This window comes from Lentibacter algarum (assembly GCF_018860975.1).
In the GTDB taxonomy this organism is placed as follows: domain Bacteria; phylum Pseudomonadota; class Alphaproteobacteria; order Rhodobacterales; family Rhodobacteraceae; genus Lentibacter; species Lentibacter algarum_A.
Map to the genome: position 1 here is coordinate 134,107 of NZ_JAHKQI010000006.1, position 18,103 is coordinate 152,209.

General features: G+C 57.3%; 16 protein-coding genes. 11 read left to right on the top strand and 5 right to left on the bottom strand.

What is annotated here, in order from left to right; genetic code table 11:
- Window positions 1–156 precede the first annotated feature (156 nt).
- On the top strand, window positions 157–3,486 hold the full coding sequence (locus KO498_RS08965; protein ID WP_215959572.1) for a DUF2126 domain-containing protein: 3,330 nt from the start codon (window positions 157–159) through the stop codon (window positions 3,484–3,486).
- Between the two features lie 19 nt (window positions 3,487–3,505).
- On the opposite strand, the gene KO498_RS08970 is transcribed toward KO498_RS08965, so the two are convergent.
- From KO498_RS08970 to KO498_RS08980, 3 genes are all read right to left on the bottom strand, one after another.
- Complete coding sequence (locus KO498_RS08970) at window positions 3,506–4,240, bottom strand: proteasome-type protease (RefSeq protein WP_215959573.1); 735 nt, start codon at window positions 4,238–4,240, stop codon at window positions 3,506–3,508.
- Window positions 4,241–4,355: 115 nt separating this feature from the next.
- Entirely contained in the window at window positions 4,356–5,063 is a 708-nt protein-coding gene (locus tag KO498_RS08975; protein WP_252731352.1) for a transglutaminase-like domain-containing protein, read from the bottom strand.
- Between the two features lie 190 nt (window positions 5,064–5,253).
- Window positions 5,254–6,228 carry an alpha/beta hydrolase gene (locus KO498_RS08980; RefSeq protein WP_215959575.1) on the bottom strand — a complete coding sequence of 325 codons (975 nt, stop codon included), beginning with the start codon at window positions 6,226–6,228 and terminating at the stop codon, window positions 5,254–5,256.
- A gap of 127 nt (window positions 6,229–6,355) precedes the next feature.
- Here KO498_RS08980 and ttcA point away from each other — a divergent pair, with 127 nt between their 5' ends.
- From ttcA to KO498_RS09025, 9 genes are all read left to right on the top strand, one after another.
- Window positions 6,356–7,213, top strand: a complete 858-nt coding sequence (gene ttcA / locus KO498_RS08985) for a tRNA 2-thiocytidine(32) synthetase TtcA (RefSeq protein WP_215959576.1) — start codon at window positions 6,356–6,358, stop codon at window positions 7,211–7,213.
- Window positions 7,214–7,271: 58 nt separating this feature from the next.
- Complete coding sequence (locus KO498_RS08990; RefSeq protein WP_215959577.1) at window positions 7,272–8,819, top strand: putative bifunctional diguanylate cyclase/phosphodiesterase; 1,548 nt, start codon at window positions 7,272–7,274, stop codon at window positions 8,817–8,819.
- Window positions 8,820–9,053: 234 nt separating this feature from the next.
- The gene (yidC, locus tag KO498_RS08995) at window positions 9,054–10,847 is read left to right on the top strand and encodes a membrane protein insertase YidC (RefSeq protein ID WP_215959578.1); all 1,794 of its coding nucleotides are present in this window, start codon (window positions 9,054–9,056) and stop codon (window positions 10,845–10,847) included.
- Window positions 10,844–11,590 carry an MOSC domain-containing protein gene (locus KO498_RS09000; RefSeq protein ID WP_215959579.1) on the top strand — a complete coding sequence of 249 codons (747 nt, stop codon included), beginning with the start codon at window positions 10,844–10,846 and terminating at the stop codon, window positions 11,588–11,590. The genes yidC and KO498_RS09000 overlap by 4 nt, the downstream gene beginning before the upstream one ends.
- Window positions 11,590–12,243, top strand: coding sequence for a ribosome biogenesis GTP-binding protein YihA/YsxC (yihA, locus tag KO498_RS09005; protein WP_215959580.1), 654 nt, complete (start codon window positions 11,590–11,592; stop codon window positions 12,241–12,243). The genes KO498_RS09000 and yihA overlap by 1 nt, the downstream gene beginning before the upstream one ends.
- A gap of 36 nt (window positions 12,244–12,279) precedes the next feature.
- Window positions 12,280–13,140, top strand: coding sequence for an acetylglutamate kinase (gene argB, locus KO498_RS09010; protein ID WP_215959581.1), 861 nt, complete (start codon window positions 12,280–12,282; stop codon window positions 13,138–13,140).
- A gap of 37 nt (window positions 13,141–13,177) precedes the next feature.
- Entirely contained in the window at window positions 13,178–13,972 is a 795-nt protein-coding gene (locus tag KO498_RS09015; RefSeq protein ID WP_215959582.1) for a sterol desaturase family protein, read from the top strand.
- Window positions 13,939–14,580 carry a ferredoxin gene (locus KO498_RS09020; protein WP_252731353.1) on the top strand — a complete coding sequence of 214 codons (642 nt, stop codon included), beginning with the start codon at window positions 13,939–13,941 and terminating at the stop codon, window positions 14,578–14,580. The genes KO498_RS09015 and KO498_RS09020 overlap by 34 nt, the downstream gene beginning before the upstream one ends.
- Entirely contained in the window at window positions 14,577–15,074 is a 498-nt protein-coding gene (locus tag KO498_RS09025; RefSeq protein WP_215959583.1) for a SixA phosphatase family protein, read from the top strand. Before KO498_RS09020 ends, KO498_RS09025 begins: the two co-directional genes overlap by 4 nt.
- On the opposite strand, the gene KO498_RS09030 is transcribed toward KO498_RS09025, so the two are convergent.
- The gene (locus tag KO498_RS09030) at window positions 15,046–16,146 is read right to left on the bottom strand and encodes a DUF2235 domain-containing protein (RefSeq protein ID WP_436835925.1); all 1,101 of its coding nucleotides are present in this window, start codon (window positions 16,144–16,146) and stop codon (window positions 15,046–15,048) included. The genes KO498_RS09025 and KO498_RS09030 overlap by 29 nt on opposite strands.
- Before the next feature lie 180 nt (window positions 16,147–16,326).
- Window positions 16,327–17,478, bottom strand: coding sequence for a type III PLP-dependent enzyme (locus KO498_RS09035; RefSeq protein ID WP_215959584.1), 1,152 nt, complete (start codon window positions 17,476–17,478; stop codon window positions 16,327–16,329).
- 101 nt (window positions 17,479–17,579) lie between these two features.
- Between KO498_RS09035 and KO498_RS09040 the strand changes: the two genes are divergently transcribed.
- Complete coding sequence (locus tag KO498_RS09040) at window positions 17,580–18,011, top strand: Lrp/AsnC family transcriptional regulator (protein WP_215959585.1); 432 nt, start codon at window positions 17,580–17,582, stop codon at window positions 18,009–18,011.
- The last annotated feature ends 92 nt before the right edge of the window (window positions 18,012–18,103 follow it).

Sequence of the window (18,103 nt, forward strand, 5' to 3'; positions counted from 1 at the left end):
TCTGCAATTGGAATGCCAACTAGAAGCACGATCACGCTCAATGCTCTCCTCGAAACCGGGGTTAATTCAGCGTCAAATGGTTGCCTCGTCATGACTTCGAGAAGGCAACTCCAACGGATCACTGCATGCTCGATTGAGCACAAGGAGGCAGACAAATTGTCAATCACTGCAAGTATTTACCACCTCACGCACTATAAATACGACACGCCAGTGACCCTTGGCCCCCAGTCCATCCGCTTACGCCCAGCGCCTCACTCGCGCACACGGGTCATTTCGCACAGTCTCACTGTCTCGCCTTCAGCTCATTTTGTGAACCACCAACAAGATCAATACGGAAACTGGCTCGCTCGCTTTGTCTTCCCCGAGCCGGTTCGCGAGTTCAAAATCGAAGTTGATCTGGTCGCGGATATGTCGGTTTACAACCCGTTTGATTTCTTTGTGGAAGACAGCGCGAAGGAGTTTCCGCTCACGTATGACCCCGATATAGCCCCTGATCTGGGCATCTATTTGACCACCGATTCTGTCGGGCCACTGTTGCAAGGTTTCTTGGGAACTGTGTCCCGCAGCCCGATGGTTACGATAGATTTTCTGGTGATGCTAAACAGCCGCCTGTCAAACGAGATCAACTATGAAATCCGCATGGAGCCAGGCGTGCAAACCGCCGAGGAAACACTTGGCCGCAAGGCAGGGTCATGCCGTGATACCAGTTGGCTTTTGGTGCAAGTCCTGCGCAACCTCGGCCTCGCCGCGCGGTTTGTGTCGGGCTATCTGATCCAGCTCAAGCCGGATCTTGTCGCAATCGACGGGCCTGCGGGCACCGACAAAGACTTCACCGATCTGCATGCATGGGTCGAGGTTTATCTGCCCGGTGCGGGGTGGGTTGGCCTTGATCCTACCTCCGGTTTGCTCGCTGGTGAAAGCCACATCCCGCTTGCGGCAACACCACATTACCGCCACGCCGCGCCCATTTCCGGCGTTGCGAGTGCGGCCAATGTCGAGTTCTCCTTTGACATGCAAGTCACCCGAACGGCCGAGCATCCGCGCATCACCAAGCCGTTCTCGGAAGATGCCTGGATTGCCCTGAACGCGCTCGGCAAGAAGGTAGATCAACGCCTTGAGGCCGGTGATGTGCGCCTGACGATGGGCGGCGAGCCGACATTCGTTTCAATTGATGACTTTGAAAGTGACGAGTGGAACTCCGACGCTGTCGGCCCGACCAAACGCGGACTTGCCGACACCTTGATGCGCCGCCTGCAAGGGAAGTTCTCAAAGGGCGGATTGCTACACTACGGCCAAGGCAAATGGTATCCCGGTGAAACGCTGCCCCGTTGGACCTTCTCTCTTTACTGGCGCAAAGATGGTCAGCCGATCTGGCATGACGCGGATCTCTTGGCCCGTGAAGACACAAATGAAGACGTGGGGCCTGATGACGCTCAAGCGCTTTTGAACGGGATCGCAGATTACCTTTCTGTGCCGCAAACAAACGTACTGCCCGCCTTCGAAGATCCGGCAGAATGGATCATCAAAGAGGGCAACCTGCCCGCCAATGTCACACCCGAAAACTCGAAACTCGCCGACCCGGAAGAACGCGCCCGCATTGCCAAGGTGTTTGAGCGCGGGTTGAACACACCGGCGGGCTACGTGCTGCCGGTGCAGCGCTGGCAGGCGCGCGCCTCCAGCAAGTGGATGTCGGAAGTCTGGAACCTGCGGCGGGGCAAGGTGTTTCTCGTGTCAGGCGACAGCCCTGTCGGCTATCGCCTCCCGCTCGGGACATTGCCGCACGTTCCCGAAAGCGACTATCCGTTCATCAACCCGCAAGACCCGACAGAAGCACGCGAAGCGCTGGCTCCGGCCCCGACACCGGCTGAAACCGAAGCCCGCCAGCCCAGCCCGAAGGTTGCGCACCGCACCGAGGCTTCAGCGGGACAGGAGCAGATTGAACAAACCTTGGGGGATCTGGACGGGCGCGTGCGCACCGCGATCTCTGTCGAGGCCCGCGACGGGCGTTTGTGTGTTTTCCTTCCGCCTGTCGAAAAGCTGGAAGACTACCTCGACTTGATTGCCGCCGTCGAAACCGCCGCCAAGAAGATCAACCGCAAAGTCCTGATCGAAGGGTATGCCCCCCCCCATGATCCGCGCGTTGAGGTGATGCGCATCGCACCTGACCCCGGCGTGCTCGAGGTCAATATTCACCCGGCAGCAAGCTGGGATGACTGCGTTGCAACGACCGAAACAGTCTATGAAGAAGCGCGCCAGTGTCGCCTTGGGGCAGACAAGTTTATGGTCGACGGACGGCACACCGGCACAGGCGGCGGCAACCATGTCGTCGTTGGTGGGGCCACGCCTGCCGACAGCCCGTTCCTGCGCCGTCCTGATCTTCTGAAAAGTCTGATCCTGTTCTGGCAGCGACACCCGAGCCTGTCATATCTGTTCTCGGGCACCTTTGTCGGGCCGACCTCACAAGCACCGCGTATCGACGAAGCCCGCCATGATGTTCTGTATGAACTCGAGATCGCGCTTGATCAGATTTGGCCACCAGCCGAGGGTGAAACGCCGCCGCCTTGGCTGACCGACCGTTTGCTGCGCAACGCGTTGATTGATGTCACGGGAAACACCCACCGCACGGAAATCTGCATAGATAAACTGTTCTCTCCCGATGGCCCGACTGGCCGCCTTGGCCTTGTCGAGTTTCGCGGCTTTGAGATGCCGCCGAACCCACGTATGAGCCTTGCCCAACAGGTTTTGCTGCGGGCCATCATTGCGCGCTGCTGGGAAAGCCCGATCAGCGGCAACCTGACCCGTTGGGGCACCACGCTGCATGACCGTTTCATGTTGCCTGCCTTCCTGTGGCAGGATTTCCGCGAGGTTCTGGAAGACTTGAAGGCGCATGATTTCACGCTTGACCCTGCGTGGTTTGAAGCACAGGCCGAGTTCCGCTTTCCGTTCTGCGGCGAAGTTACCTATGAAGGCGTCACGCTTGAACTGCGCCAAGCGCTTGAGCCATGGCATGTGCTGGGCGAAACCGGTGCGATCGGCGGCACAGTGCGCTACACAGACAGCTCTTCTGAACGTCTGCAAGTTACGCTGAAAGGCGCCAACCCGGACCGATACATCGTCACTGCAAACACCCGCGTTGTGCCGCTCACCCCGACAGAAACCAACGGAACCCGCGTGGGCGGTGTGCGTTACAAAGCTTGGAAACCGTCCCTGTCGTTGCACCCTGTTCTGGACGTCGATGTGCCGCTTACGTTTGACATCTACGATACATGGACAGGCAAATCACTGGGCGGTTGCCGCTATCACGTCGCGCATCCGGGGGGGCGCAACTTCGACACTTTCCCGGTGAACGGCAACGAAGCCGAAGCCCGCCGCCTGAGCAGATTCGAAAACCTCGGCCACACACCGGGAGTCACAACGCCGGTGCCGGAACGTCCGCATCCCGAGTTTCCGATGACATTAGATTTGCGGCGGCGGCCGAGCCTGTAGGCGTAATTTTACGGCAAGCTCAGTCGCGTTTGTAGCTCGGCAGTTGCGTTAACGCGGATCGCAGGGCCTCGCCCCAGCCTTGTGAGATTGACTGATAATACTCATTGTCTTCTTCGATGCGCAGCTGATCGTCCAAGGCAAAGCTGTCTTTTTCATAGATCTGCACGTCCAAAGGCAGACCCACAGACAAGTTCGCTTTGATCGTTGAGTCAAACGACACCATCAACAATTTGATCGCATCTTCAAAGCTCATGTCGGGTTCATAGGCGCGCACAAGAATTGGCTTGCCGTATTTGGCCTCTCCGATCTGAAAAAACGGAGCATCTTCCGTGACTTCGATGAAGTTCCCTTCCGGGTAAACAAGAAACAGCGTTGGTGTGCCGCCGGCAATTTGACCACCGACAATAATGGATGCCGTAAAACGGGAAGAGCCTGTTTGGCCGCCCGTCCCGCCGCCACGGATCACTTCGGTCAGCGTCGCGCCAACAAGACGCGCCACCTGAAACATTGTCGGCTGTTCAAGGATCGTCGGATTGCGTTCTGACGGTGCCTTTGAGCGTTCTTCGAGCAGGCTGATAACCGACTGCGTTGTCGCAAGGTTGCCCGCCGTCATAAGCGTGATCGAGCGCTCACCTGGCACAGTCCATGAAAACATTTTCTTGGTCGTAGAGAAGTTATCAACACCTGCGTTCGTGCGTGTGTCTGACATGAAAACAATGCCATCGTTCAGTTGAAGGCCAACACAGTAAGTCATTTCATCTCATCCAGATCCGGTAAAGAACAGCAAGTTTAGCGTTGCCCCTTCCATATGACTGAATACGAGGCGACACAACGTTGTTTTGCCCTTGTTTTACGACCGGGCGTTGCGTCTACTCAACCAGTTCAGTGACTAAAACTGTCTGTTTTTTCAATTCCATCCAGCCGTATGACGTTAAAAAAGACGCATCCGCAGCGTCGCGGCCGACACAAATGCGGATCATCTGCGCTGCATTTGCCATTCCTGTCGGATCAATCAGGTGCCAATACCCGTCCAGATACACCTCAACCACCGCATGAAAATCCTGCGGCTCGACATGTGGCGCATAAACGCTGACGAAACGCGCCGGAATTCCCGCAGCGCGCGCAAAAGCAATCAACACATGGGCATAGTCCCGGCATACGCCACGCAGGCTCACAAAGCTGTCCGTCGCGGTGGTGCCGACATCGCTATGGCTGTTGTCATAGGTGAAGTTCTGGTTGATCCAGTTGTTCATCGCAAGCACCAGCCCGCCGCCGGATTGGTCTGGGAACTGATTGGAAACAAACTCTAAAAACTGATCGGAATGGCAATAGCGTGATGGCTTCAGATACTTGATGACATCAGCAGGAATTTGCATCCAAGCCGTCTGCGCGAGGCTTTCCCAAGCTGGTATTTCACGTTCAACATCGAAGGTCGCCTCATAGCGGCATTCAAACAAAGGCCCCGCCTTGATCCACCTGCGCTTGCCAATGCCGTTTTCACCAGCAATCTCTTTGTGGATCGACTGTGAATCAAACCTGACATGGGCGCTATGACAAGCCTGCTCTGCATCTGGCATAGCTTCTATTTGAAGCAACAAGTCACAGGGCTGGGAAACCTCATATAAGAGGTGTGTTTGGACGCTAAGCCGCATTTGTATGTTCCCAGATGTTTGGCTAGGTCTAGATACATGTTATGGCAGCCAACGCCAACCTGTCGTCGATGGCCGTCAATGTGCAGCCCTTAAGGAACAAACCAAGTGGCCGCCACTATCCAACTGGCCCGGGTTCACTTCCGTCATTCAGCAGAACCAGATTGCCCCGATCTCCCCGCCCGCGGCCGGGTATGGCATCACGGTCAACATCGCCTTTGATGGTGTGATAGACATCCTCAAAGAAACGTTGATCATAGAAATACCAAGTGTGCGAGGCGTTCGCGATACCCGCAAAGTCGCCGCGATGCGCGCGATAGTAGTTGCCACAGTTGATGTCGACAGCCTTGCTCGGCGCGGTGTCGGGCATCCCCACACGCCCAACCCGCTCGGAAACCCCTACCCGCTTGATATTGCTCAGAGAAAGCGCTTCGTCGTAGGGGTTAAAGTAGTTCGTTAGCCGCACACAATGCCTATACATCGACGAGGTTTTAGAACTGCCAGCCTGCATCCCGCTGGCTGAAATGTCGCCCGATACCAGCATCAACTGGCTCACCGACCAAGCATGCGCCGCCACGCCGGGCCTGTCGTCGGCATCATCAAAGGCCTCGCGGAGCACATAGGCCCCCATCGAATGCGCCAGCACATGTGTGTTGATCTGACAGTCGGGCCGCTGCAACGCGGCAAAGCTCTGGATGCCCTCTGTGACAAGCCGGAATGCGGTTTGCTTGGCATCAACGCGGTCTTCAAGGTAGTTCAGCGCTTTGTTGTCAGACGGCCAGTCAAAGCTGATCACCACGCCCTCAAACCCCTGCGACTCAAGTGACGTGCGAATGCGCCGTTGGCGTTCGAGCATCACTTCCATCGGCGTGTTAAACCCGTGAATATAGATGAGAATATCACCTACCGGCCCGTCGTCTTGCGGCCCGTGGCGGGCGGTTTCGATCACCTCGTTCACCCAAGCGGTTTTGGTGATCTTATGGTCGGGCGACGGCATGTCGGCATTATCAGGCACTTTGAGAAAGTGTGACGCACCCGGTTCTGGTTCAAAGCTGTTGCCGCTGCGACGGCGCACGGTAAACACATAGTCCATTGGCTTTCCTCCACGTTATGCAACCTATACTTGCACACGATCGGAAACCTGCAAAGTCAGGTATAGCTTACCCAAGAGGAGAAAATCACCCCTTTTCGCGCCGCCGTCCTCGTGCGATATGCTCGGTATGCTAGACAAACCCGATGATATTCACCCGCTGTTTTATGGCGCGCCAAAGACCACCGAGTTCAAGAAGCTTCGCAAGCGGATCGTGCAGAACACCCGCGAAGCAATTGAGCAATACGGCATGATCGAGGAAGGCGCCAAATGGCTTGTCTGCTTGTCCGGCGGCAAGGACAGCTACACGCTTTTGGCTGTCTTGCACGAGCTACAATGGCGCGGGCTTTTGCCGGTTGAGCTTGTTGCCTGCAACCTTGATCAGGGGCAGCCAAACTTTCCCGCGACGGTGCTGCCGAAATTCCTTGAAGATATGCAAGTACCGCATCGTATCGAGTATCAGGACACCTATTCTATTGTCATGGACAAGGTGCCTGAGGGGCGCACTTTCTGCGCGCTTTGCTCGCGGTTGCGACGCGGCAATCTTTACCGCATCGCCCGCGAGGAAGGCTGCTCTGCTGTGGTGCTAGGGCATCACCGCGACGACATTCTAGAGACATTTTTCATGAACCTCTTTCATGGTGGTCGTCTGGCGACAATGCCGCCCAAGCTTGTGAATGAAGAAGGCGACTTGTTCCTCTATCGCCCACTTGCCCATGTGGCCGAGGTTGACTGCGAAAAATTCGCCGCCGCGATGCAATATCCGATCATCCCCTGTGATCTCTGCGGCAGTCAGGACGGTCTTCAGCGACAACAGGTCAAACAGATTCTTGATGGCTGGGAAGCGAACAGCCCCGGGCGGCGCCAAGTGATGTTCAAAGCCCTTACAAACGCCCGCCCGAGCCATTTACTTGATTCAAATTTGTTTGATTTTCAAAACCTTGCGCTGAATTCTGGAACAAAAGGCGATCCTCCCAAGCTGCGTTAATTGCCTGTTGAGACTCACCATGTAGCGTTCAACGACGTTAACTTGAGAGGGTTTCAAAATGGCCAATCAGCCGGCACGCGCTGCCTTGAAGTTCAGCCAGACATTCGGGCAATGGCTCGTCGGGCCGCATATGTTGGCCTTTGTGCCGGCGATCGCGCTTGGTGCCTTTTGGTTCGCGGGCGAGTTGGCCTTAGTGTCGGTGGCTTTGGGCTTGCCGCTGTTGTTCTTGCTCAGCGGGTCTATCAAAAACATGAGCCACAGTCACATGGGCGGGCTTGATCCTGTGACAGGGCTCGCCCAGCAAGCTGCGCTGGACTTGGAGACAAGCAAATTGCTGACGCGCTGCGCTGAACAAAGTCGCAAAACCGCGCTGGTTCTGGTACAACTTGAAGAGTTTGAGCCGCTGGTGCAACGCTACGGGCAGACCGCAGCCAACACCCTGCTTGAGCGCCTTGCTCAGAGGCTGAAAACAACGCTGCGCGACAACGATCAAGTGTTCTGGCTTGGCGGTGCCCGCTACGCGATTTTGCTCAGCCCCGTTCCGCATTTCGAGCTTGAAAGCGCCATTCAGCTGACTTCGCGTCTGCAATCCGCCATAGAAGAACCGGTGTCGATTGAAACCAACACTCTCTATGTAAGCTGCGCCATCGGGTTCTGTCTGAGCGCCCGCAGCCCCTCGCCGTCTGCTCAAGCATTGTTCAAAGCTGCCGAAACCGCGCTCAACGAGGCGGCGCGCAATGCACCCTCGGCGATTCGCTCGTTCAGCCGTGAAATGGGCGAAACCAGCGTCAAACGGGCAGCCTTGGTCAAAGATGCTCATGCGTCGCTCGACAATGGCGAGATCGAGCCTTGGTTTCAGCCGCAAGTGTCAACAGACACAGGGCGCATCACCGGTTTTGAGGCTCTGGCGCGTTGGCAACATCCCAAACGCGGCACCGTGTCACCAGCTGACTTTTTGCCCGCACTTGAAGAATCCGGGCAAATGGAGCGTTTGGGCGAGGTCATCCTTTATGGTGCGCTCACAGCCCTAAAGGCCTGGGACAAATCCGGCGCAAACGTGCCTTGTGTCGCCGTCAACTTCACCGCCGAAGAGCTTCGCAACCCCAAGCTTTCTGAAAGAATCCGCTGGGATCTTGACCGCTTTGATCTTGAGCCCAAACGCCTGACCATCGAGGTTCTTGAATCTATTGTTGCCGGGTCGCCTGAAGACGCTGCCGCACGCAACCTTGCCAAGCTCGCTGAAATGGGCTGCCGGATTGATCTTGATGACTTCGGCACCGGCCACGCGTCAATCACCGCGATCAGACGTCTGGCGATCGAGCGGATAAAGATTGACCGCTCCTTTGTCACCCGCGTTGACAAGGACCAAGAGCAGCAACGCATGGTGTCCGCCATCCAAACTATGGCCGAGCGCCTCGGATTGGAAACCCTTGCAGAAGGTGTCGAGACTGCAGGCGAGCACGCTATGCTCGGTCAGCTCGGTTGTGCCCATGTGCAAGGCTACGGCATCGCCCGCCCAATGCCTTTTGAAGCGACGATATCATGGCTACAGGCCCACAATGCGGCGCTCGGCTCCTTGCCCAAAATCAGTGGGCAATCACGTTAAGACTTTGAGTTATCAAAAGCGCAATTCGCAAAGAGGGCGGCATAGACGAAAGCAGTTTCCTTCAAGCAAAATCCGTCAGTCAAACGCGCCCTTGGGGCTCATCCCAGCCCTAACAAGCCAAAAAGCCCAAAAATCCTGCTGCCAGTGGGGCTGTAGGGAACTATCCGCTTGACGTTCGGGCCGCTACTCTGTTGAACCTGCTGCACTTGCAAAGCAAAGGTTACAGGGCGCGCAATGGACGATCAAAACAAGAATCTTATTCTCGCAGTTGCACTCAGCATGCTGGTCATTCTGGCTTGGAGCGTGCTCTTTCCGCCGCCCGAACCAACGCCAGAGCAGATCGCGGCGAACGCACCCGAGAGCCAAACCACAGGTTCTAGCGAAGCAACCGTGCCGACGGCAACCGCCGAAGCCGGAACTGCAACGACCACCCAACCCACCAAAGACCTTTCAGCAAGCGCAGCCCGCGTGGCGATCGAAACCGATACTTTGTCAGGGTCGATCTCGCTCGCAGGCGGGCGCATCGACGAGCTTTCACTGAAAAATTATCGGGAAACGCTCGATGAAAACAGCAAGATCGTCCAACTGCTCAAGCCAACAAGTGAAGACGAAGCCTATTACGCCCTGTTCGGCTGGGCACCGAGCACCGGCCTGACGCTTGACACCGTCCCCGGTGCGAGCACGATCTGGTCGGTTGAAAGCGGCGAGACTCTCACCCAAGACAGCCCCGTCACCCTTGTTTGGGACAACGGCGCCGGACTGGTGTTCCGCCGCGAGATCAGCCTTGACGATGCCTCTATGTTTTCGATCACACAAACAGTTGAAAACACCGGTGCAGGCACTGTCGCACTGGCAGCCTATGCAACGGTTGCACGGCACGGTGAGCCGTCGGACATGAAAAACTTTTTCGTTTTGCACGAAGGTGCGATCAACTCGGTTGACGGACAATACGCTGAAACCAACTATGACGACATCTCGCCTAGCAGTGACTTTGAAGAGCTGACCATGGCGGAATACGGCTGGACAGGCTTCACCGATCACTACTGGCAAACCGCGCTGATCGTGAACGAGCCCGGCACCAAGCTCAGCACTTATCACGACCCGCGCAGCGACATTTTCCAGGCCACAACGAAACACGCCACGCACACGCTCGCGGCGGGCCAAACCGTCAGCGCCTCAACGCGGCTCTTTGCTGGTGCCAAAGAATGGGAAACCATTCGCAATTACGAGAACACCCAAAACGTCCCGCAGTTTCTCGACAGCATCGACTGGGGCTGGTTCTTCTTTATCACCAAGCCGATGTTCTGGCTCCTGCACAACATCAACCTGCTGATCGGCAATATGGGCTGGGCGATCATCGGTCTGACATTTGTGATCAAACTCATCCTCTTCCCGCTGGCGTATAAGTCCTATGCCTCGATGGCGAAGATGAAAGAGCTGCAACCGCAGATGGAGAAGATCAAGGAAAACGCTGGTGACGATCGCCAGAAAGTTCAGCAAGAAATGATGGCGCTCTACAAAAAAGAAGGCGCAAACCCTGCCGCCGGCTGTCTGCCGATCTTGCTGCAAATTCCGATCTTCTTCTCGCTCTACAAAGTTATCTTTGTCACGCTCGAGTTGCGGCACGCGCCGTGGATCGGCTGGATCAATGATCTTTCAGCGCCTGACACCTCAACCATCTACAACCTGTTCGGCCTTCTGCCTTGGGACGCGCCTGCTGCCGGCTCGACGATGGCGCTGGTGTTTATCGGTGTGCTGCCGATCTTGCTTGGCGTCACAATGTGGCTGCAACAAAAGCTCAACCCCGCGCCCAGCGACCCGGTGCAACAACAGATTTTCGCCTGGATGCCTTGGGTGTTTATGTTCATGCTCGGCAGCTTTGCGTCGGGTCTGGTGATCTACTGGATCGCCAACAACACGATCACCTTCACCCAGCAGTATCTGATCATGCGCTGGCACGGCTATAAGCCTGATGTGTTCGGAAACATCACCTCGTCCTTCAAGAAGAAGACCAAGGAGTCTGAATGAACGCGCAGGTCACCCAACTTTGGCGCTACCCTGTCAAAAGCCACGGCCGCGAAGCGCTTGAAAGCGTGGTGCTCACGGCTGGTCAGACCTTGCCATGGGACAGAACATGGGCCGTCGCACACGACAGCTCTGACGCTGACGGGAGCGAATGGGTGCGCTGCCAGAACTTCTCGATCGGCACCAAAGCCCCGCGTCTCGCGGCGATCAATGCGCAATTGGATGAGGTCACAGGGCTGGTAACTTTGACCCACCCTGACCTCGAAACACTGACTTTCGACCCTGACAGCGAAGGCGACAAGCTCGTCGCTTGGGCCGGCCCGCTTGTGCCCGAAAACCGCGCGCAATCCGTGCGGGTCATTCGCGGGCAACAGCGCGGCTTTACCGATACGCCCTTTGCCTCGGTCTCGCTGATGAGCGAAGCGTCGCACCGAGACGTTGAGGCAAAGCTCGGTCATGCCCTCGAAGACCAACGCTGGCGTGGCAACATCTGGTTTGACGGCTTGCCCGCGTGGGATGAGTTCAACTGGATCGGCAAGACCGTCCGCATCGGTGAGGCTGAACTCACTGTCAAAGAGCCCGTCGTGCGCTGCATGCACACCACCGCCTCGCCCGTGACGGGCGCGCGCGATGTCGACACGCTCAAGACACTCAAAGCCAACTGGGGCCACCAGAACTTTGGCATCTACGCCGAAGTGACCCGCACTGCCGAGATCAAACGCGGCGACACAATCGAGGTGCTCTGATGCAACTTCCCTTTCCTGAAGCCGAAGCACCCGATGACATCAGCCTTGAAAAGGGCCGCAAAATGTTTGCGGGTGGCGGGGCCGAGTTCCTTAAGGGCGTGGTCGCGATGTCGGGCCTGCCTGAAGGCGACAGGCTTGAGGTTTGCTTTGCGGGCCGCTCCAACGTGGGCAAATCAAGCCTGATCAACGCGCTGACAAACCGCAAGGGGCTGGCGCGAGCCTCAAACACTCCGGGCCGCACACAAGAGATCAACTTTTTCACCATCGACGAGAGCCACTATCTCGTTGACTTGCCCGGCTACGGCTATGCCAACGCGCCCATCGCAGTTGTCGAAAAGTGGCAGCGATTGCTCAAGCAATATCTCTCCGGTCGTCAGAACCTGCGCCGCGCCTTTGTGCTGATCGACGCGCGCCACGGCATCAAAGCTGTCGATGAAGAGATCATGTCGCTGCTCGACAGCTCCGCTGTGACCTTCCAATGCGTGCTCACCAAGACCGATAAACTCAAGGTTGGCGAGCTTGAAAAAATCCTCAAGCAAGTGCGCGAGAAACTGTCAAAACATCCCGCGGCCTTTCCCGAGCTTGTCGTGACATCAAGCGAAAAAGGCCTCGGCATTGACGTTTTACGCACCATCATCGCGACGCTTGTTTAGCCCTCTTGCAAGCCTGCCAGCATCCGGACGCACAACATGAAAAAGCTCGATATGAACACCGATAGAAAAGCCACCGCCCGCACCCTTTCAAACGCATTGCCAGACTTGCAGCGCTACAATGGTGCAATCGTTGTGGTTAAGTTCGGCGGTCACGCAATGGGCGATCAAGCGGCGATGGACACATTCGCGCGTGACATCGTGCTAATGCAGATGGTCGGCGTGAACCCTGTGGTTGTTCATGGCGGCGGCCCGATGATCAACGAAAAGCTCGACACGCTCGGCATCAAAAGCACCTTTGTTGACGGCAAGCGCGTGACAGATGCCGCCACCGTCGAAGTCGTCGAGATGGTGCTCTCGGGCCTCGTCAACAAGCGTATCGTGCAGGCCATCAACGGCCAGGGCGGCAAGGCTGTTGGCCTCTCGGGCAAAGACGCAAACCTGATGGTCTGCACGCAAACAAACCCCGATCTCGGCTTTGTGGGAACGCCAACAGACATGGACGCCACCGTGTTGCATGATCTGTTTGAAAAGGGCTCGATCCCGGTTATCGCCCCCATCGGCGCTGGTAAAAACGGCGAGACATTCAATGTAAATGGCGACACAGCCGCTGGAGCTATTGCCGCCGCGCTCAAGGCTGACAGGCTCTTGTTGCTCACCGATGTCGCAGGTGTCAAAAACGCCGAGGGCGATGTCGTGACCGAGCTTAAAGCCGACTCGATCCGCGAGATGATCGCAAATGGCACGATCGCCGGCGGGATGATCCCCAAAACCGAAACCGCGCTCATGGCCATCGACGGCGGCGTGCGCGGTGTGGTTATTCTCGACGGTCGCGAGTCAAACGCCTGTTTGCTGGAACTCTACACCCAACACGGCGCTGGTTCGCTTATTCGCGGCTAGGCTTGCATCGCCTGCGCGATACGATCAAATTGCGACAATGGAACACGAAACTCTCTTTCGCTTGTCGGTCTTTCTCGGGCTGTTCGTGCTTTTGGCGCTTGCCGAAGCACTGCTGCCCCGCCGTGCGCGCCGCACGCCACGCAGCCAACGCTGGGTCGCAAACTGGGGCCTGTCGCTGCTCAACACCGCGACGCTTTGGTTGCTGGCACTGGCTCTGCCGTTGCTCGCTGTTGGTGCCGCGCTCGATGCATCTGCAAGTGATTTGGGGCTTTTTAACGCCCTCAACTGGCCGCTTTGGGTCGAGATCATCCTCGCCATTCTGATCTTTGATTTCGCCATTTGGGCGCAGCATTTGATCACTCATAAGGTGCCCCTCCTCTGGCGCTTGCACCGCGTGCATCACGCTGACACCGAAACCGACGTAACAACTGCGATCCGCTTTCACCCTGTCGAAATTGCCCTGTCGATGCTGCTCAAAATAGGGCTGGTTTACCTGATCGGCCCCTCGGCATTGGCGATCATCCTGTTTGAAGTGCTGCTCAACGGCACGGCAATGTTCAACCACGCCAACCTGCGCCTGCCCTTGCCGTTTGATCGCGCTCTGCGGTTGGTGCTCGTCACGCCCGACATGCACCGCGTGCATCATTCGGTTCACCGCGCCGAGCACGACAGCAACTACGGCTTTTCGCTCTCGCTCTGGGACAGGCTGTTTCACACCTACATCGCGCAACCAAGCGAAGGCCACGACGAGATGCATATCGGCCTTCAATGGCAAGACGAACGGCCAAGCAAACTCGGATGGAGCCTATGGTTGCCCTTCACCAAGCGCTAAGCCCCGCGCCCGAACAGCACGCGCTTGCTGTTTACGGCGCTCTGCATGATGGCGAAGAAACCGTTGTTTTGCTCGGCCCTGAAGAGGGGTGTTTCTGGCCGGCCTTCACCCATACGTCCGAGTATGGTGATGGCCTACCAAACCCGCTCGACCGTTTTTCAAAGCGGATTATTTCCGACTTCGCAGAAAGCTGGGGCGGCATAGCTGTCTTCCCCTCCGACGGGCCGCCTTACCCGCCGTTCATGCAATGGGCGATGGCCAGCGGCCAAGCTTGGCAGTCACCGATCGGAATGCTCGTGCATGCGCGCGCCGGGCTCTGGGCCTCCTACCGTGGTGCCGTGCGCCTCCCCGCGCTCTATGACTTGCCCGAAGCAGGCCAAAACCCCTGCGACACCTGTGCCGACAAGCCCTGCCTAACCGCCTGCCCTGTTGGCGCTCTGAACGCATCACAATCTTACGATGTGCCCGCCTGCAAAGCCCATATAGGCTCGCCCGAAGGCGCCGATTGCTTGAAAAGCGGTTGCCTTTCGCGGCGCGCCTGTCCACAATCTCAGGCTTTCGGGCGCGCGCCGGAGCAGTCAAATTTCCACATGAAAGCCTTTTTATGACCCTCAGATTAGTTCTTACCAGACACGCAAAATCAAGTTGGGATGACCTTACATTGAGTGACTTTGAGCGCGTGTTGAACAAGCGCGGTCAAGGCGCGGCCAAAGCTATCGGGGCATGGATATCTGCGCAGGGCTACACGCCTGACGCGGCCCTCTGCTCGGCCGCTACGCGCACCCGCGAGACACTTGAGCGCTCGGGACTGCAACCTGAAACACAGTTTCTTGACGGGCTTTATCATGCTGGTGCTGACAAAATTCTCAGCATCGCGCAGGGCAAAGGCTCGGGCAAAACGCTCATGATCGTGGCCCACAACCCCGGTATCGCCGAGTTTGCAGGCCGCATTTTGCAGCGCACGCCGCAACACCCGCGTTTTGCAGACTACCCGTCAGGTGCGACTTTGGTTGCTGATTTTGAAGCCGAACGCTGGGCCGATCTGCGCTTTGGCGCCGGCACACCGCTTGCTTTTATCGTGCCGCGCGAGCTGACGGAATAGGCGGAAGTTTCACCCGCGGCAGACTTGGCGCAACACCGGCTGCGAGCGCGCGCTCATCAACGCTTTTGTGCAGGCTCTCACAAACACCGGCACCCACACGGCGGCGCCGACGGTGCCAGAACAGCTTGCCCCAGCCACGCCATGTCCCGATCGACGCAGCAAACGGGTCTTGTTCGAAGCGCTCCTGCCATCCCTCAGGCAAAGGCATGCCGCATCCCTCTGCCTTGGTGAGCATCCATACCAGCGGGATATTGGCCAGTGTCCGCGCCCGTTCGTCGCGGTCAACATGACCGCCAACATCGCCGTGCGAACCTGAAAACCACACTTGCTCCACGCGCCCTTGCCAGTCTTGTGGACAGGTCCAAAGCACCGGCTCAAAAACACGGCGCGTTTCGTGTAGCGCCAGCGCGTGAAACCCGTGCCGCACGGAAGCGCCGAGCTGATGGTTGTGAAAAGAATGCGCCTTGCGCGACAGCCGCCACAACAGCGGAAGCTGGAGACCAAGCCTCTTGACCGTATCCCAAACGCCGATCATTTCGATACTGGTCTGCGCGTGGCAATGAGCGCTCGCAAATGTCTTTATCTGGTCAGTCGGAGCGTCGTTCTGGTAAAGCCTGTAGGCCTGCTCGACATTGCGCTCGGTGGCACATTCAGCCCGCAAGAGCCCGACTTTGTCGATCACACCAGCCAGCGAACGCACAGCATAAGCGCCGCGCGAATACCCAAAGAAAAAAATCGTGTCGCCGGGGCGGTAGCGCGACGCGAGGTAGCCAAAGGCACGCTTGATTTGACGGTTCATACCCCGTCCAAGCATCACATTTCGAGTGCTGCGCCAATCGGCCCACTGCACACCGGCTTCATAAAACACCGACACAGGTGCTCCGATTTCGCTGAGCAGACGGTAGGTGCGCCCTGCGTTGGTTTCACATCCCGGCTTGAGCGAAGACATGGTTCCGTCAAGGATGATCACATGTATCATCGGTGCGCGGGTATGAACCTGCGCGGTGCTTCCCTGTCTCTGTGCCGGCCACAGCAGGTTAAACAGGCCCTTTTTCAAGCGGTTGAACGGCATAGCTACTTTTCTTTCATCGGCTCCCAAACTTGTGCCAAAAGCAGGCAATTGCCAAGCACCATTACAGATGAACAAGACATCGTGATGGCGTGTTCATGCCGATAAGGTAACAAAACCTTGTTCAGGAAAGGTGAGCAAAGACTGGGAAAATACTCTTAATTTTTCCCAAATCTGCCGTTCTTAGCCACGCCCGACGGTGATCACCTCACGCGGGCCGTAGCCGTTAAAACCTGTCGCTATTGCCAGCGTATAAGCGCCCATAGCCTCAAACAGCAGGTAGTCCCCTTCCTGCAAATCAGCAGGGCATTGCAGCGCTTCGGGCAGCACATCAAGGCTGTCGCAGGTTGGCCCGAAGGCGCGGCGCGGTGTCGGTTTGCCGCCCACAAGCGTGCCGTCGGGGCGCACAAACGTCAGCCGTGTAACTGCAAAAATATCGCGCCACTCGGCAAAACCGCCGTAAATTCCATCGTTCAAAAACAAGCTGCCATCACCGCGCAGCGCCTTCACGCGGGTTCCAAGCGTGAAACATTCCGCAACCATCGCCCGCCCCGGCTCACAGATAAGCGCAGGCACTTTGCCAGCGAACACCCGTTCCGCCGTCTCTTTGATCACATCAAATACCTGCTCAAGATCAGGCGCGCTGCCGCTGCGATGCGAGGCAAAGCCGCCGCCGACGTTCAGCCGCCTGAGCGTGACACCAGCCTTGCCAGCAATCTCGGCGCTCGCCTCGATGTATCGCGCCCAGGCGCTCGCATCGTCGCATTGCGTGCCAGGGTGAAAGCTGAGCGCAGGGGCATAGCCAAGCTTTGCCGCGGCCTTTAGCAAGTCAACCGCCGTCGCCTCATCGGCACCGAACTTGTCACCAAAATCATAATGCGCGCCCGCCACGGGCAGCTTGAAGCGCACAGCAACTTCCTCTGCAACTTCCTCTGCAGCTTCCTCGCCTGTGCGCGCCGGCCCGAGCTTCTGAAGCTCGCTCATTTCATCAACCGACCACGACGCAACCCGCGCCGCCTTTCCCGCCGCAACTTCTGCCTTTGAGCGCACAGGGTTGTTGTAATGCAGCGCCGCATTCGGGGCTGCCCGGCGCACCTGAGCGATCTCTTCAGGGCTGGCAACATCAAAGCCCTTGATCCCTGCCGCAACAAGGTTTTCCAGCACTTCCGGCGCGGCATTGGCCTTGACCGCGTATGTCACCAAGCCGTCAAAACCGCTAACAAACCGCCGCGCCTGTGCTTGCAGCACCTCGGGGTTAAAATACAGCGTCGCAACATCAGGCTCTTGGGCGCGAATGTGCTCTTGTGGGGTTTTGTAACGGCTCGTCTCAAACATATCTGCCTCGCTTTTCTTTCAGCTTGCCAGCAAAAGATGTCGATTCATCGCGGCACTTCTGGCATAATGCATGTAACCTAGAGCAAAATGACGATCTTATAATGCATACTGACGAAACCGACGAAGCGCTGCTCGCCCTCCTGTCAGAGAACGCCCGCGCGCCCGTTGCCACGCTGGCCCGCAAAATGGGCCTTGCTCGCACCACAGTTCAGGCGCGGATCGAACGGCTCGAAACTTCTGGTGCAATCGCCGGTTACACTCTTCGCCGCAGCCAAAGCGCGAGCGCACCTCTGCGCGCCACAGTGCTGATCTCGATCGAGCCTCGCTCAGGCCCCGCCGTGCTGGCCCGTTTGCGGGCCCTTCCCCGTGTCGAACAGGTTCATACGACGTCCGGCCGCTGGGATCTGATCGCAATCTTGCGCGCCCGAACCACTGAAGAACTCGACGAAACCCTCGACGATATCGGTGCGGCCAAAGGCGTGAAAAGCTCCGAAAGCCTCATTCACCTCAGCACCAAGATAGACCGCGGCTAAGCAACGCGCGCCTCGTTAAGTTAACGCCTCTTAACTTTTCGCCGCAAAACTGTGCATACGCATTCTGCACTGTGGTATGCACTGCGGTATGC

What these genes read in the sequence shown, in the direction of transcription:
- KO498_RS08970 (WP_215959573.1), bottom strand. Translation starts at nt 4,240, where the DNA reads ATGACTTACTGTGTTGGCCTTCAACTGAACGATGGCATTGTTTTCATG.
- KO498_RS08975 (WP_252731352.1), bottom strand. Translation starts at nt 5,063, where the DNA reads ATGCCAGATGCAGAGCAGGCTTGTCATAGCGCCCATGTCAGGTTTGAT.
- KO498_RS08980 (WP_215959575.1), bottom strand. Translation starts at nt 6,228, where the DNA reads ATGGACTATGTGTTTACCGTGCGCCGTCGCAGCGGCAACAGCTTTGAA.
- ttcA (WP_215959576.1), top strand. Translation starts at nt 6,356, where the DNA reads ATGCTAGACAAACCCGATGATATTCACCCGCTGTTTTATGGCGCGCCA.
- KO498_RS08990 (WP_215959577.1), top strand. Translation starts at nt 7,272, where the DNA reads ATGGCCAATCAGCCGGCACGCGCTGCCTTGAAGTTCAGCCAGACATTC.
- yidC (WP_215959578.1), top strand. Translation starts at nt 9,054, where the DNA reads ATGGACGATCAAAACAAGAATCTTATTCTCGCAGTTGCACTCAGCATG.
- KO498_RS09000 (WP_215959579.1), top strand. Translation starts at nt 10,844, where the DNA reads ATGAACGCGCAGGTCACCCAACTTTGGCGCTACCCTGTCAAAAGCCAC.
- yihA (WP_215959580.1), top strand. Translation starts at nt 11,590, where the DNA reads ATGCAACTTCCCTTTCCTGAAGCCGAAGCACCCGATGACATCAGCCTT.
- argB (WP_215959581.1), top strand. Translation starts at nt 12,280, where the DNA reads ATGAAAAAGCTCGATATGAACACCGATAGAAAAGCCACCGCCCGCACC.
- KO498_RS09015 (WP_215959582.1), top strand. Translation starts at nt 13,178, where the DNA reads ATGGAACACGAAACTCTCTTTCGCTTGTCGGTCTTTCTCGGGCTGTTC.
- KO498_RS09020 (WP_252731353.1), top strand. Translation starts at nt 13,939, where the DNA reads ATGGAGCCTATGGTTGCCCTTCACCAAGCGCTAAGCCCCGCGCCCGAA.
- KO498_RS09025 (WP_215959583.1), top strand. Translation starts at nt 14,577, where the DNA reads ATGACCCTCAGATTAGTTCTTACCAGACACGCAAAATCAAGTTGGGAT.
- KO498_RS09030 (WP_436835925.1), bottom strand. Translation starts at nt 16,146, where the DNA reads ATGCCGTTCAACCGCTTGAAAAAGGGCCTGTTTAACCTGCTGTGGCCG.
- KO498_RS09035 (WP_215959584.1), bottom strand. Translation starts at nt 17,478, where the DNA reads ATGTTTGAGACGAGCCGTTACAAAACCCCACAAGAGCACATTCGCGCC.
- KO498_RS09040 (WP_215959585.1), top strand. Translation starts at nt 17,580, where the DNA reads ATGCATACTGACGAAACCGACGAAGCGCTGCTCGCCCTCCTGTCAGAG.